Source organism: Corallococcus sp. AS-1-6 (genome assembly GCF_020037015.1).
Classification (GTDB): domain Bacteria; phylum Myxococcota; class Myxococcia; order Myxococcales; family Myxococcaceae; genus Corallococcus.
The window spans coordinates 354,479-369,253 of sequence record NZ_JAIQDE010000005.1 but is presented as its reverse complement, the minus strand read 5'-3'; the positions used below and the strand labels follow the sequence as shown (position 1 = coordinate 369,253).

Here is a 14,775-nt window from a genome sequence, read left to right as displayed (position 1 = left end):
GGTGGAGCGGGTGGGTGATGATCACCGAATCCCGCGACGATGGCTGCATACGTGGGGTGCGCTGAGATGGGTTTTCCCGAGCCTGTGTCCAAGGGCCTCGCGGCGCTGATGACCGCGACGGCCATCGCGTATCTGGGCGTGGACACGGTGTGGGGGCTGCTGAACGGGTGGTTGACGCTGGTGAAGCAGGCGGACCGCGCGCTGACGTTCGACGATTTGCGCGAAGCAGGGGAGGGGTACGGGAAGGTGCTGGGGAAGAACGCGGCGCGGGTCTTCGTGATGCTGGCCACGGCGGCGGTGGGCAACACGGTGGGGCTGGCGGCGAAGACGCAGGTGCTCCCGGGCTCCGCGCAGGCTGCGCTCGCGGTGGAGGCGCAGGCGGGTTACGCGTACGCGGGCATTGGAGGCGTGCGGTCCGTGGCCATGACCGCGGATGGCTTCACCCTCGCGCTGGCGCCCAACGCGGTCGCGATGTCGTCAAGCGGTGACAGTCAGAAGCATCACCTCGCGACCATCAGGAACAACGTGTCCACGAATCGTGGAGGACCGTGGACGCCCCGCTTCCAGCGCATCTTCAAGAAGGCGGGCATGGAACTGAAGGATCCGGAGAACGTCGTCGAGGTTTCAGGCCATCGCGGCCCTCATCCTCAGCGCTACCATCAGCGGGTGATGGCGCGACTCAACAGTGCCACGGCGAATTGCCGGACGGTCGCAGACTGCCGTGCGGCATTGGTCCGAGCGCTCGAAATCCTGGCCAAGGAAGTCAAAACGCCTGGCTCGGAACTCAACCTGCTCATCACGCGAGGCGGCTGAAAGCCCAGAGCCCCAATGACACTTCGCTACTTCGAGCTGTCCGAAGATGTCCAGGCCGGAACCTGGTACCTGGGCGATCCCGTCGATGATCAGGGCCAGGAAGTTGAAGACCCCTGGCAGTTCCGGGCGGGGCGTCCGGTGTCCGTCACAGGTCGGTTGACCGTCCCTGTTGATCAGCAGGGGCGTGCGTTGGATTTCTCGCTTGCGGGAGTCGGACTTGCGCCTGTTGTCCACGTGCAGGTGGCATCGGTCTTCGCGGAACTCGCCCCTGAGGATGTCCAGTTCATTCCTGTCCGCATCAAGGGAATGCCGGACCAGTACGTGATCCTCGTGGCCACGAAGTGCATCCGCTGCATTGATGAGAAGGCTTCTGCCGTCCAGTTCTGGACCGCCGAAGACGGCCTGCCAGAGAAGGTTGGGACGTACTACGCCGTGGATGATCTTCACATTGACGTGAAGAAGGTCGGAACCACGAAGGTGTTTCGGACCGAGGGGTGGAAAATCGCCCTCATCGTCTCCGAGGACATCAAGATCGCGCTGGAACGCATCCGCGCCACGGGAATGCAGTTCACCGAAGTCTGATTGTCACGCTGTAACGAAGCGCCGAGGGGGACGAACCATGATGCGGCTGTGCCATCTGCTGGTCTTGGGCCTGACGCTGGCTTGCGCCGAGCGACCACCCCCTCCCGGAACCGAGGTCGGCCTGTGGATGACCCTTCCCTGGGAAGGCCCGACCCTGTCTCGCGGGGCTGAGTTCAAGCGCGCGCAGGCTCGCGAGCTGGGTCCCAAGGGCAGGGGCGTGAACATCCAGACCCCCTCCGCTGAAGCCCCCGTCTCCTCCTACCTCTCGGTGAGAGTGCTCGAGGAGGCGGTCCGGGGCCGCTGGCCCATGGACGGCGTCCACGCGCCCGAACTCTGCGCCAGCATCCACGTCGCCTGTGGCTTCAGGGAGACCCCGTTCGGCCGCATCGACTGCGGCGTCTGTCCCCAGGGCCAGACCTGCACCGCGGACAACACCTGCTGCACGCCCGCGACCTGCGCCTCGCTGGGCCGCTCCTGCGGCACCGTCGTCCCGGACGGCTGCGGCCATTCGCTCGACTGCGGCGCCTGCCCCGTCCGTTGACGCCTCCCGCCCGGGCTCACCGTGCCCGGGCGGCAGTGCCACGAGCTGCCTACGTCCGGCCGCCCTGCAGCTTCCGGTACACGCCCACCACCTGCCCCAGGATCATCGTGGAGCGGAAGTCCGAGCGGTTCACATAGATGGGCTGCATCGTCGCGTTCGCCGGCTGGAAGCGGATGCGGTCCTGCTCCGGGTAGTAGCGCTTCACCGTGGCCTCGTCCTCGATGAGCGCCACGACGATCTCCCCCGGCTGCGCCGACGGCGTCTTCTTCACGAAGAGGTAGTCCCCGTCGTGGATGCCGTCGTCGATCATCGACTGGCCCTTGACCCTCAGCGCGAACACCTCCCGGCCGTTCACCCCGCCCAGGAGGAAGCTGTCGATCTTGACCGAGTCCTCCATGTGCTCCTGCGCCAGCGCCGGCGCGCCCGCCGCCACCTTGCCCAGCAGGGGGATCTCAATCATGCCGGACTCCCGGCTCTTCATCCCCAGGCCCAACAGCAGCCTCGCCCGCTTGGTGGGCACCAGCGAGCGGCTCTGCTGCTCGCCCCGCGTCAGGTAGCCCTTGCGCTCCAGGGCCTTCAGGTGGTCGTTCACCCCGTTGGTCGACCGGATGTCCATGTGCTCCCCAATCTCCCGGATGGTCGGGGGGAAGCCTCGGACCTCCGTCTCCTTCACGATGAAGGTCAGGATTTCGCGCTGGCGCTCCGTGAGCTCTTCCATGGCCGCACTCCTTCGCTCGGTCGCCCGCCTGCTCTGGCGGTGATGGGCAACAGAATTTCAGTGGCCCATGCTCCCTGAACATACGTGTAGAGTCAATCTGTTCAGTACCCCCACCCATACCCGCCGTGCAGCCCCCCGCCCGCCCTGCTCGCGGCTTGAGGAGGCGCGTTGATCTCGGCGTACACTTGGCGCCGCCGTGTCCGACCTCCGCCACACGCTGCTCTTCGTCGATGACGAGGCCGACGTCCTGGACATCCTCAGCCGGATGTTCCAGCGGCGTTACCGCGTCCTCACCGCCCCCCACGGCAAGGCAGCCCTGGAAATCCTGCGAACCGAGTCCGTGGACGTGCTCGTCACGGACCAGCGCATGCCGGAGATGACCGGCATCGACCTGGTCAACGCCGCCAGGGCGGAGGGCATCGACGTCACCACGCTGCTGCTCACCGCCTACACGGACCCGCAGGACATCATCGCGGCCATCAACCAGGGCCAGGTGTACCGCTACGTCACCAAGCCCTGGGACGTGAACGACCTGCTCATCACCGTGAAGAACGCGGTGGAGTTCGCCCAGCTCAAGAAGGACAAGGAGAAGCTCATCCGCCAGTTGCACCAGCGGGTGGAGGCCCTCTTCGTCCTCTATGAGGTCAGCCGCGCCAGCGCGAACGACCCCGCCAGCTACGACGCCATCATCGACCGCGTGCTCACCGCCGTGGCCCGCGTGCTGCCGTACGACTGCGGCGCCGCCCTCATCGCGCCGGACGGTCAGCGCGGCGCCACGCTGCGCCTGCGCTGCGTGGGCAACGTGGGGGAGGAGGCGCTCCTGGGCGTCAAGGAGTCCATGCTCGGCGCGTACCGCAAGAGCAGCGGCCTGCCGCTGCCGGAGGACCGGGTCATCACCCGCGTCACCGGCACCACCACCCAGGACTCCGCGTCCCCCGTCGTCTACCCGAACCAGCTCACGGTGAACCTCACCGCCGCGGGGAAGCCCGTGGGCATGCTGTCGCTGTTCTCCCACCGCGCGGACGCGTTCACGGAGGACGACGGGCTGCTCCTGGACGTGCTCGCCAACCAGACGGCGGACGCCATCCAGTCGCTGCGCTCCGCGGAAGAAGAGGCCCGCCACCGCATGGAGCGCATGGTCGCGTCCATGGCGGACGGCGTGGTGCTCACCGACGAGAAGAACGACATCGTGGTGATGAACCCCGCGGCCCGCCGCATCCTGCACGCGGGGGAGGAGGGGCAGGGGCCCTCCAACCGGCTGTTGGAGGAGCGCCTGGGCTTCCAGCCGTTCCAACTGGTCCGCAACCTGGAGTACAGCGGCCACCAGGTGCTGCGCGAGGACGTGAAGCTCTTCGACCGCACCGTGCAGACCACCGTGACGCCCGTCAACGACGCGCGCGGCACCCTGCGCGGCGTGTGCGTGGTGCTGCGCGACATCACCGACCAGAAGCGGCTGGAGGAGCGCAAGGACACCTTCGTCTCCATGGTGAGCCACGAGCTGCGCACGCCGCTCACCTCCATCACCGGCGCGCTGGACCTGGTCCTCAACCGGATGGCGGGGGACATCAACGAGCGGCAGCACCGCTACCTGTCGCTGGCCAAGGACTCCGCGGAGAAGCTCAACAGCATCGTGGACGACCTGCTGGACCTGTCGAAGTACGCGCAGGGCCGGCTGAAGATGAGCTTCGAGCGCATCTACCTGGAGGAGCTGGTCCAGCGCGTGGTGGAGAAGTACGGGCCCGCCTTCGCGGAGAAGCGCATCCGCGTGGTGCCCCTGCTGCCGCAGCACCCGCTGCGCGCCATGGTGGACCCCAACCGCGTGAACCAGGTGCTCAACAACCTGCTCAACAACGCGGTGAAGTTCACGCCGGAGGGCGGCGAGGTGCGCGTGGAGCTGCGCGCCACGTCCAGCCTGCCCGGCTACGTGGTGCTCTCCTGCTGGAACAGCGGCGACCCCATCCCGGAAGAGAGCCTGGAGCGCATCTTCGACCGCTTCGAGCAGGCCCGCACGCAGGCGAACCGCACCGTGCGCGGCACCGGCCTGGGCCTGCCCATCTGCCGCAACATCGTGGAGGCCCACGGCGGCCGCATCTGGTCCGAGCCGTCCCACAGCGGCGTGCGCTTCATCGCCGTGCTCCCGACGGAGCCGCCCCAGGACGTGCTGTCCCAGGCGGCCGTGGACACGCTCCTGCCGTCGCCGCAGCCCATCCGCCCGGACTCGCGCGGCAAGGTGCTCATCATCGAGGGCGAGCCCGAGGTGGGCCACATCATGAAGGCGCTGCTGGGCGCCCGGGGCTACCGGGTGCGCCTGGCGGCCTCCGCGGAGGAGGGCCTGGCCGCCGCGCGCAACCTGCACCCGGACGTGGTGCTGGTGTCGGTGCGGCTGCCGGACGTGGACGGCCTGCGGCTGGCGGAGATCCTCCGGAATGATCCGGAGACGCGCCGCGCGCCGCTGCTGCTCACCTCCGCGTTCGACGAGCGCCAGCGCGCCTTCCGGGCCGGCGCGGACGCGTTCCTCGTGCGCCCCCTGGCGGGCGACAAGCTGCTGGCCACGGTGGACTCGCTGGCGCGGGGCCGCGCCGGGGCGCAGCACGGGCGCGTGCTGGTGGTGGACGACGACGCGAAGATCGCCTCCATCTGCCGCGAGGTGCTGGAGGGGCTGGGCTTCGAGGTCGGCGTCGCGCACACCGTGGAGGAGGGCCGCCGCTCCCTGCGCGAGCGCAGGCCGGACGCGGTGCTGCTGGACGTCACGCTGCCGGACGGCGACGGGTTCGCGTTCCTGGAGGAGATCAAGGCCGAGCGCGCCAGCGGCCACATCTCCGTCATCTTCATCTCCGCGCGCACGGAGACGTCGTCCAAGGTCCGCGCGCTGAAGCTGGGCGGGGACGACTACATCACCAAGCCCTTCGACGCGCTGGAGCTGGGCGCGCGCGTGGAGAGCATGCTGCGGCGCAAGGAGCAGGAGCTGTCCTCGTCGCCCACCACGCAGTTGCCCGGCTCCACCGCCATCGAGCGCGAGGTGCAGCGCCGGCTGGGCGCGCGCCAGCCGTTCGCGTTCTGCTACCTGGACCTGGACAACCTCAAGGCCTACAACGACTACTACGGCTTCGCGAAGGCGGACGGCGTGGTGCGCCAGACGGGCGACCTGATGCGGGAGGTCTTCCAGCAGGAGGGCGCCCCGGGGGACTTCCTGGGCCACGTGGCCGGGGACGACTTCGTCTTCATCACCTCCGTGGAGTCCGTGGACCGGGTGTGCCAGCGGGCGATTGAACAGTTCGACCGCATCATCCCGCTCTACTACGACCGGCAGGACCGGGAGCGCGGCCACATCGAGGCGGAGGACCGCTTCGGGGAGAAGCGCCAGTTCCCCATCATGAGCGTGTCCGTGGTGGCGGTGATGACGGACGGCGTGGCGCATGATCACGCGGAGCTGGCGCGCCGGGCCGCGGACATGAAGAAGAAGGCGAAGGCCATCTCCGGCTCCGTCTTCCTGCGCAGCGACCTGGAGCGCGTGGTCCGGTCCGTCACCGGATGAGGCTCTACCAGCAGCTCATCCTCTTCATGCTCGCCGCGACGGTGCTGCCCCTGGCCATCGTCGGCTTCCTGCTGTTGTCTCGCTCGGAGCACGCGCTGGCCCAGCGCATCGACGAGCAGCAGCGCGCGCTCGCCACCGCCACCGCCGAGGCCGTGGAGGCGAACCTGATGGAGGTCGTCAACGGCCTGGCCCGCTCCGCGGAGCTGCTGCCCTGGGAGCACGCCACGCCCGAGGAGGTGCGCGGCATGCTGATGCTCCTGTATGGCCAGTCCACCTCCGTGAGCGCGGTCATCCAGGCGGACGCGAAGGGGCAGCCCCTGGGGCCCGCCGTGTTCCGGAGCGCGGAGCCGCTCGAGCGCCACCCCGCGTTCGACGCCGCGAACGTGCGCCAGCTCGCGCACGCGGTGCCGGTGGAGAACTTCCGGGAGGGGGGCAAGGGGCAGGCGGCGCTGGGCAGCGCGTACGTGCACGCGGGCTCGGGCGCGGCCGCCGTGGCGGTGGCGGTGAAGCTGGGGGCCTCGGAGGAGGCGCCGTACGCCATCGCCGAGCTCGTCTTCACCCAACTGGAGGCGCTGCTGGCGCGGCGCGCGAACGAGGGGCAGCGGCTGGAGGTGGTGGACACCGAGGGGCGGGTCCTGGCCAGCTCCCAGCCCGCGCGGCGCATGGCGGTGCTGGAGCCCGAGCTCCGCGAGGCGCTGGAGTCCGCGGTGGATTCGGCGGGCGGGCGCAGCTTCCAACTGAAGGACCCCGCGCGCCGGGTGAGCGTGGCGTGGGTGAACACGCTGGAGATGGGCATCGTCGTGACGGAGGACGAGGCCCTGGCGCTGACGCCCGTGCGGGAGCTGCGCACCACGGTGCTCGCGTCCGTGGCGGGCGCGCTGGTGGTGCTCCTGGCGCTGGGCGCGCTCTTCACCCGGCGGCTGGACCGGCGGCTCGCGGAGGTGGTGCAGGGCGCGGAGGCCTATGGCCGCGGAGAGCTGGAGCGCCGCCTGCGCGTGGAGGGCCACGACGAGCTGAGCGAGCTGGCGTCCACCTTCAACCGCATGGGCGAGGAGCTGGAGGCGTCTCGCGCGCGGCTGATGAGCTGGAACGACGACCTGCGCGTCCGGGTGGAGGAGGCCACGGCGGACCTGCGCGCGGCGCAGCTCCAACTGGTGGAGGCGCAGAAGCTGGCGGCGGTGGGCCAGTTGGGCGCGGGCGTGGCGCACGAAATCAACAACCCGCTGGCCGGCATCCTGGGCAACGTGCAGTTGCTGCTGCTGGACCGGGCGCCGGACGACATGGACTTCGAGACGCTGCGCAAGATTGAACAGAGCGCCAAGCGCTGCAAGGACATCACCCAGAACCTGCTGCGCTTCTCCCAGCAGCGCGAGCGCCCGGACCTGCGGCCCGTGGACCTGAACGCGGTGGTGCGCGACGCGCTGAGCCTCACGGAGAACCAGACGCGCGGAGAGGGCATCGACCTGGTGACGGAGCTGGGCGCGGAGCTGCCCCGGGTGAGGGCGGATCCCGGGCACCTGTCGCAGGTGGTGCTGGCGCTCCTGTCCAACGCGCGCACCGCGATGCTGAAGGTGCCGGTGAAGCGGCTCACCCTGCGCACGGGTGAGCGTGACGGGATGTGTACCCTGGAGGTCGAGGACACCGGAAAGGGCATCGCGGAGAGCATCCGGCCGCGCATCTTCGAGCCCTTCTTCACCACCAAGGATGTCTGGTCCAATGTGGGCCTGGGCCTGAGCGTCGCGTGGCGCATCGTCACGGAGGCCGGGGGGACGCTGGAGGTCCGCTCGGAAGAAGGGCGGGGGGCCCGGTTCACCGTGGTGCTGCCCCGGGCATGAAGCCCGCGGCGTGTGGTAGCTAGGACCTTCGCATGGCCGCTCCCTCCTCTCGCAGGCGACAGGCTCCGTTCCTCGCCGGGCTCGTGCTCATCCTGGCCGCGCTGCCGGTGGGCTGGTTCGTCTTCCTGCGGGAGCCCCCCGCGCCGCTGCCGCCCCCCGCGCCGCCCCGCGCCGCCGCGCCGGTGGAGGTCAAGAAGGCGGTGGAGCTGGTGCTGAGCTCCTTCGAGGGGACCGTGGAGGTGAAGCACGGCGAGGCCGGGGCCTGGGAGCCCGCGCGCAAGGACATGCCGCTGCGGCCCACGGACGTGGTGCGCACCGGTCGCGGCTCCTGGGCGGTGGTGCTCAACGGCGAGTCCGTGGAGCTGCGCATGGAGGCCGACACGGAGATCTCCGTGGAGGAGATCTCGAACGAGCTGTCCAAGGTGATGCTGGGCAGCGGCCTCGCCACCGCCACCGTGCGAGGCCGGCCCAACGTCCGCCACACCTTCATCCTGAAGGCGAAGAACGGCGACGCGGAGGCCAGCACCTCGCAGGGTACCTTCACCATGAGCAACAACGGCAAGGGCACCGTGAGCGTGGGCACGCGCGAGGGCGACGTGAAGCTGACCGGCAAGGAAGGCCGGTTCGTCATCGTCCGCGCCGGCCAGCAGTCCATCGTCCGCCCCGGCAAGGCCCCCACCGAGCCCGCCCCCATCCCCAGCAGCGTGTTCCTGAAGATGCAGTGGCCCAAGGGCAGGACGCAGCGCACGCAGGAGGTCGCCATCTCCGGCAGCACGGTTCCCGGCAGCCGCGTGACGGTGAACGGCGCCAGCGTGCTGACGGATGAAGAGGGGAACTTCAAGCTCGGCGTCCCCCTCGAGAAGGGCAAGAACACCGTCCATGTGAGCGCCGTGGGGGTGGGCGGCGCGCGCCAGGAGGAGCAGCGCGAGCTGGTCCTGGACACGCCCCCGCCGAAGAAGCCGGGGACGCTCAAGGTCGATACGAACGTCTTCCAGGAGCGCGTCGGCGGCACCTCGCCCTGATCCACCCGGCGGGCCCGCGGGTCGTCCAGGCGCGGGCCCACCCGCCGGGTGGGGTGGGATGCTGGAGGTGTCCGCGGGTTCGACGCAGGGGCCCTTCGCACGGCCAGCACTACCAAAGTGGTGCAGTCCCGGCGGAGGGCCTTGTAGAGTCGGGAAGCCCTGGAACGTCTCCTGCTCTCCGCGATGGTCTTGGTTTGTGCCCCGGTCTGGGCGGCTTCGCTGGAGCTGCTCGGCCCGGACGCGCCCGTGCCGCCCGAGGGCTTCACGGTCGCGGTGGTGCGCCGGGACGCCGGGGGACAACCGGTGGCGTTCACCCCGTCGTCGGTGACGGCGGAGGGCGCGGAGCTCAAGCCCGGACCGGAGTCCCCTCCGCTGCGCACCTACGTCGTCGTGCCCCAGGCCCGGGCGCGCGAGGTGGTGGTGCGCGTGAAGGGCGACGGCGAGGAGGCCCAGGCCCGCTATGACGTGGGGCCGCCCGCGAGCCGCATGGAGCTGTCGCTGGAGCCCGCGCTGCCGGTGAAGGGGCGCGACACGGAGGCGACGCTCACCGTGAAGCGGCTCCGGCCGGACGGGACGCCGGATGACAGCGGCGCGCCACCGGTGCTGCGCGCGAGCACCGGGCAGGTGGAGGGGCTCCAGCGCACGGGGCCGGGCACGTACACCGCCCGGTACGTGCTGCCCCCCACGCGCCTGCCCGAGGCGGCCATCCTCGTCGCGCTGTCCGCGTGGCCGCATCCGCAGTCGGTGCACGGGGCGTACGGGCGGCTGCTCGTGCCGCTGGCCACGTCGGTGAACCTGCCCGGCCAGAGCGAGCCCGGAGGCCAGGTGTCGCTGGAGGTGGCGGGGACGCGCTTCGGGCCCGTGCCGGTGGACGCGCAAGGGCGCTTCGTGCTGCCGCTGGTGGTGCCTCCCGGCTACTCGCTGGCCCGGGGCGAGGTGAAGGACGAATCGGGCCACGTGGAGCGCCTCAGCATCGACCTCCAGTTGCCGCCCACGGATGGCCTGGCGTGCGTGCTCAACCCGCAGCGGCTGCCCGCGGACGGCGTGTCCCAGGCCCGGCTCCTGTGCGCGACGAGCGATGCGAAGGGGCAGCCCGTCGCCGACGCGCGCGTCACGGCGAAGGCGAAGTACGGCCGGCTGGAGGGGCCCCAGCGCGACGCGAACGGCATGCTGGAGTGGCGCTACACGGCGCCGCGCACGCTCGCGGCGGATGAGCGCATCGACGCGGCGTGGCCGCAGCGGGGCCTGGGCTCGCGCGAGTCGCTGCCGATGCAACTGGTGCAGGGCCCGGTCCGCGACGTGACGGTGTCGCTGCCCGAGCCGCTCGTGCACGCGGGCTCGGTGGCGCGGCTGGTGGTGACGGCGCGGGACGCGGCCGGACAGCCCCGGCCGGAGGCGAAGGTGGTGGTGACTTCGCCCCTGGGGACCCCCGGCCCGGCGGTGGAGTCCCCGCCGGGGACGTTCACCGTGCCGTGGACCGCTCCGGAGAGCGGGTGGGGGGCGAGCACGGACGTGACGGTGGCCGCGTACGGTCCTGTCGGGACGGAGCCCGCGCGGCTCGCGGTGTGGGCTCGGGGACCGCTGCTCGTCGCGGGCGTGGTGGACCTCGCGGGCTGGCCGGTGCCCCGTCAGCCGCTGCGGGTGAACGGCTTGAACCGCTCCACGGGGGAGGACGGGACGGTCATCCTGGGGGGGCGGATGCCTGGCACGTTGCGCGTGTCGCACGCCGTGTGGCCGGGGCTCGACGTCACGGTGCACGTGCTGGGGCCGCAAGGGCCGGTGTTCCCGGACTCCGCGCCGCTGGTGCCCGCGCCCGTCGTGCAGCGCGTGGAGCTGGCGCCGCCGCTGCCGGTCAACGTGCGGGTGCGCGTGGAGGGCGCCCGGGTGACGTGCTGGGTGGAGGACGCGAGCGGGCAGGTGCTGAAGGACCGCCCGGTGCACATCGCCCTGTCGGAGGGCGAGCGCGGTGACCTGTCCGTGCAGGACGGGCTCACGCGCTTCACGGTGCAGGGCGTGAAGGGCCCCGTGAGCGTGTCCGTGGCGGACGTGCGCACCGGCGTGACGGCGGTGGAAGAGGTGCGGCCTTGAGCGCGGGGGCGTGGCGGAGGGCAGCGCTCCCAGGCGCGAGCGGGGGCTTCCTGCTCGCGCTGCTCCTGGCGGCGTCCGTGGCGTCCGCGCAGTCGCTGTCGTCGGACCTCCCGACCCAGGCCTCGACCGTCGCCGGGCGCGTCTGCGTGGACGTGGACGCGGACGGGCTCTGCGGACCCGACGAGCCCGGGCTCGGGGACGTGCGCCTGGTGCTGGCCACCGGCCGTGAGGTGCGCACGGATGCCTTCGGCCGCTACCACCTCACCGGCGTGGACTCGCGCGTGCCGGACCTGTCCGGCGGCCCGCACCTGCGCCCCGGCCGCCACGCGCTGAAGGTGGATCCGCGCAGCCTGCCGCCGTCCAGCCAGGTGTTCCCCCGCGTCGCGACCGTGGAGGTGCCCTGGGGCGCCGCCGTCCTCCAGGACTTCTGCGTGCGCCTGCCGCCCTCGCGGCCTCCCGTGGCCCCCGCCGCCGCCCCCGCCCGTCCCCCCGAGGCCCGCGCCGCCAACGGCGGACTGCGCTTCCTCATCAGCGGCCAGGCCTCGCCCGGCGACCGGGTCCGCGCGGGCGACGTGGACGCGACCGTGGAGGACTCCGGCGCGTGGCTGGCGACGGTGCCGCTCCAGCCGGGCCCGAACGTCATCACCATCACCGCCACCTCACCGGGCGGCGCGGTGGAGTTCACCCAGCAGTCCTTCGAGGTGGTGCGGCGCGGTGAGCGCGGCTGGCTCGTCATCCCTCGGGAGAAGGCGCGCCTGGGCGCCGTGCGCGGGCTCTCCGCGGACGCGCCGCTGCCCGCCGGAGAGACCTTCCTGCGGCTGGAGGTGGCCCCCGGCACCGCGGTGTCGACCCCCGACACCCAGCTCGTCGCGGGGCCCGAAGGCGAGGTCCGCCTTCCCGTGCGGCTCGTGCCAGGGCGCAACTCCGTCCGCGTCTCGCTGGCGCCGCCAGGCCAGCCCGCGAGCGCCGTGACGGTGTCCGTCGAAGCGCGTGCCCAGCCCTTCGTCGTGGGCCTGCTCGACGTGGAGGGCAGCATCGCGCCCGCGGGCGGTGGCTTCCGGTTGAGGGGGCGCGGCGCGCTCCACGGCGAAGCCCAACTGGGGCCCGTGCAGGTGGTGGGCGAGCTGGACCTCACCGACACCGACCTGCGCCAGTTGGACGACGCGCCGCTCGCGGACTGGCTGCGTCCCCGGAGGCCCGAGCGCTTCGACCGCTGGCCCGACCCCGACCTCGCTCCGGCGGAGTGGGGCGACACTTCCGTGTCCCTCACGCCGAACCCCACGGAGGGGCGTCTGCGCCTGGAGGCCCGGCACGAGCAGTACGGCCGCGCGGGCTTCGGCACCTACCGCGCGCTGCTGCAGGACCGCGAGGTGGGCCGCTACCACCGCCCGCTCTTCGGCCCCTACGCGGAGCTGACGGAGCAACTGGGCCCCGTGAGCGTGGGCCTGGACGCGTTCGCCGGCGGGCTGGTGGACCCCACGCGAGGCCTGGCCGCGACGCCCGCGCACGAGGAGCTGCGGGCCACGGGCGGCAGCCTCTACTACCTGGGCGGCGGCACCGTGGCGGAGGGCTCCGAGCTGGTGCGCGTGGAGGTGCGCGACGGCGTCACCGGCCTGCCGCTGGGCGAACAGCACCTCGTCCGGGGCCGCGACTACGACATCGACTACCTCGCCGGCCGCATCCTCCTCGCGCGCCCGCTGTCGTTCCTCTCCGGCGCGGCGCTCCTGCGCACGGACGCGCTCACCGAGGCGCCGGAGCCGGTGCTCGTCGTGGACTACGCCGTGCTGCACGCGGGAGATCCGCGCGACTCGGTGGGTGGCGAGGCGTGGGCGCGCTGGCGCGACACCACCGTCGGGCTGTCCGCCGTGCGCGAGCGCCGGCTGGGGGCTCCCTTCCAGCTCCTGGCGGGGCGGGGCCAGACGCGGCTGGGGGGCTACTCGCTCCTCGCGGAGGCCGCGAGCAGCCGGGGCATCGCGGTCGAGCCCAGCGTCTTCGGCGTGTCGGACGACGGCGGCCTGTCCTTCCTCCGTCCTGCGGGTTCGCGGGACGACCACGGCGGCGCGGTGACCCTGCGCCTGAGCGGTCCCGGCGTGCTGGGGCCCGGCCATGGCGGCACCGTGGACGCCGCGTGGCGCGAACGTTCCCGGGGCTTCTCCGACGGCGCGCACCTGGACGCGGCCCGCTTCCGGCAACTGTCCCTGCGCGTGACGCAGCCCGTGGGCCCGGTGGCGCTCACGCTCCTGGGCGACGAGCGGCGCTCCGCGGATCCGCGCCTGCCCTTCGAGGACACGCCCTTCGGCGCCCGCACGCTGGGCGCCGCCGTGGCCTATGAGCGCGACGAGGGCGGCGTGCGCCTGGAGCTGCGCGATAGCTGGCTGCGCGCCACGGTGGTGCCCGGCCAGGGCGACGCGCTCGAGGGCGGCCGGACGTCCCTGGGCGTGGCGGGGCACTACGCGCTGAGCCCCCGCCTCACCCTGTCCGCGGGCCACCGGCAGCGGCTGCACGAGCGCGGCGATGGCCCGGGCCGGATGAACGACACGTTCACCTCCGCGGGCGTGGAGGTGAGGGTGGACAACGACGCGTCCGTGGGCGTGAAGGGCGGCTGGGGCCCGGAGCTGGGCCCGCAGGCCTGGCTGGACGCGCGCGTGCGGCGCGGGCGCGAGACGTACTACGGCGGCTACTCCGTGGACGTGGACGGTCCGGACTTCGGCGCGGGCCGCGCGGTGACGGGCGCGCGCACGGAGGTCGGGGACGGCACCACCGTGTTCGTGGAGGACGTGAGCGCGCACGACGCGCAGGCGATCCGGCGGGCCCGCGCCGTGGGCTTCCAGTGGGCGGCGGGACAGAGCGGCTTCAGCGCGGGCGCCCGCTACGAGCGCGGCGTGCGCAACCCGCTGGACATCCAAAGTGACCTCACGCGCGACGTGGCCAGCGTGTCCGCGCAGTGGCTGCGCGAGCGCTTCCGCGCGGACGTGCGCGCCGAGCTGCGCCACGAGGAGGGCACGCCCGCGCGCGGCGGCTCGGGCCCGGTGGACCGCACCCAGGTGGTGCTGGCGCTGGCCGCCGAGGGCCAGTTGATGAAGGACGTGACGGCCTCCGGACGGCTGGACTTCGCGCACACCGCGGGCCGGGAAGGGCTGGAGGCCCGGTTCGCGGAGGGGTTCGCGGCGCTCGTCTGGCGGCCCGGTCCCTGGCTGGTGGTGGCCCGCTACGGCCTCACGCGCGAGCTGTCCCCGGGCGCCCGCTTCGCCTTCGGGGACCGGGTGCTCCAGACGGTGTCGCTGATGCCGGCGGTGCGGCTGGGCGAGCGGCTCTCCGTGGCGTCCGGCCTGCACGTCGGGCGCTCCAGCCTGGGCGAGTCCGCGCGCTGGGTGTGGACGGGCACGCTGCGGCCCTCGGTGCGGGTGCTGGGCGGACTGGAGGTCGCGGTGGAGGCGGCCCGGCGCACGTCGGCGGCGGACGACCAGGGACTGACGGCGCTCCGGCCCGAGCTGGCTTACCGGCTGGACGAGCGCCTGCGGGTGGCCCTGGGGTACACCGTCCTGGGCTTCAGCGGTTTGGGTCTGGAGGCCGAATCGGACCATGCTCCGGATCGCCTCTATCTCCGGGCGGAAGTGGCCTGGTAGGCGCCGGGCGGAGGG

General features: G+C 72.2%; 8 protein-coding genes and 1 pseudogene. 8 read left to right on the top strand and 1 reads right to left on the bottom strand.

Translation table 11 applies throughout. From position 1 onward, the window contains the following. Positions 1-75: 75 nt before the first annotated feature. The 3 genes and pseudogenes from K8612_RS10015 to K8612_RS10005 all read left to right on the top strand — a co-directional run. Positions 76-813, top strand: a pseudogene (locus tag K8612_RS10015) (AHH domain-containing protein); the annotation flags it as partial. 15 nt (positions 814-828) lie between these two features. After that, positions 829-1,395 carry an imm11 family protein gene (locus K8612_RS10010; RefSeq protein ID WP_223762115.1) on the top strand — a complete coding sequence of 189 codons (567 nt, stop codon included), beginning with the start codon at positions 829-831 and terminating at the stop codon, positions 1,393-1,395. Between the two features lie 127 nt (positions 1,396-1,522). Beyond that, positions 1,523-1,936 carry a hypothetical protein gene (locus K8612_RS10005; protein ID WP_223762114.1) on the top strand — a complete coding sequence of 138 codons (414 nt, stop codon included), beginning with the start codon at positions 1,523-1,525 and terminating at the stop codon, positions 1,934-1,936. A gap of 49 nt (positions 1,937-1,985) precedes the next feature. On the opposite strand, the gene lexA is transcribed toward K8612_RS10005, so the two are convergent. Continuing rightward, positions 1,986-2,654 carry a transcriptional repressor LexA gene (lexA, locus tag K8612_RS10000; RefSeq protein ID WP_014396152.1) on the bottom strand — a complete coding sequence of 223 codons (669 nt, stop codon included), beginning with the start codon at positions 2,652-2,654 and terminating at the stop codon, positions 1,986-1,988. 196 nt (positions 2,655-2,850) lie between these two features. Here lexA and K8612_RS09995 point away from each other — a divergent pair, with 196 nt between their 5' ends. The 5 genes from K8612_RS09995 (at position 2,851) to K8612_RS09975 (ending at position 14,760) form a co-directional block, all read left to right on the top strand. After that, positions 2,851-6,189 carry a response regulator gene (locus tag K8612_RS09995; RefSeq protein WP_223741923.1) on the top strand — a complete coding sequence of 1,113 codons (3,339 nt, stop codon included), beginning with the start codon at positions 2,851-2,853 and terminating at the stop codon, positions 6,187-6,189. Next, a complete protein-coding gene (locus K8612_RS09990; protein WP_223741924.1) occupies positions 6,186-8,024 on the top strand; it encodes an ATP-binding protein in 1,839 nt (612 codons plus the stop codon). Before K8612_RS09995 ends, K8612_RS09990 begins: the two co-directional genes overlap by 4 nt. A gap of 32 nt (positions 8,025-8,056) precedes the next feature. Then, positions 8,057-9,046 (top strand): FecR domain-containing protein, encoded by a 990-nt coding sequence (locus K8612_RS09985; protein ID WP_223762113.1) that lies wholly within the window; start codon positions 8,057-8,059, stop codon positions 9,044-9,046. Between the two features lie 183 nt (positions 9,047-9,229). Further along, positions 9,230-11,134: an Ig-like domain-containing protein gene (locus K8612_RS09980; RefSeq protein WP_223762112.1), complete on the top strand. Its 1,905-nt coding sequence runs from the start codon at positions 9,230-9,232 to the stop codon at positions 11,132-11,134. Further along, positions 11,131-14,760, top strand: a complete 3,630-nt coding sequence (locus tag K8612_RS09975; RefSeq protein ID WP_223762111.1) for a flagellar motor protein — start codon at positions 11,131-11,133, stop codon at positions 14,758-14,760. Before K8612_RS09980 ends, K8612_RS09975 begins: the two co-directional genes overlap by 4 nt. The last annotated feature ends 15 nt before the right edge of the window (positions 14,761-14,775 follow it).

Coding starts and splice junctions, on each gene's coding strand:
- K8612_RS10010 (WP_223762115.1), top strand. CDS start 829: ATGACACTTCGCTACTTCGAGCTGTCCGAAGATGTCCAGGCCGGAACC.
- K8612_RS10005 (WP_223762114.1), top strand. CDS start 1,523: ATGACCCTTCCCTGGGAAGGCCCGACCCTGTCTCGCGGGGCTGAGTTC.
- lexA (WP_014396152.1), bottom strand. CDS start 2,654: ATGGAAGAGCTCACGGAGCGCCAGCGCGAAATCCTGACCTTCATCGTG.
- K8612_RS09990 (WP_223741924.1), top strand. CDS start 6,186: ATGAGGCTCTACCAGCAGCTCATCCTCTTCATGCTCGCCGCGACGGTG.
- K8612_RS09985 (WP_223762113.1), top strand. CDS start 8,057: ATGGCCGCTCCCTCCTCTCGCAGGCGACAGGCTCCGTTCCTCGCCGGG.
- K8612_RS09980 (WP_223762112.1), top strand. CDS start 9,230: ATGGTCTTGGTTTGTGCCCCGGTCTGGGCGGCTTCGCTGGAGCTGCTC.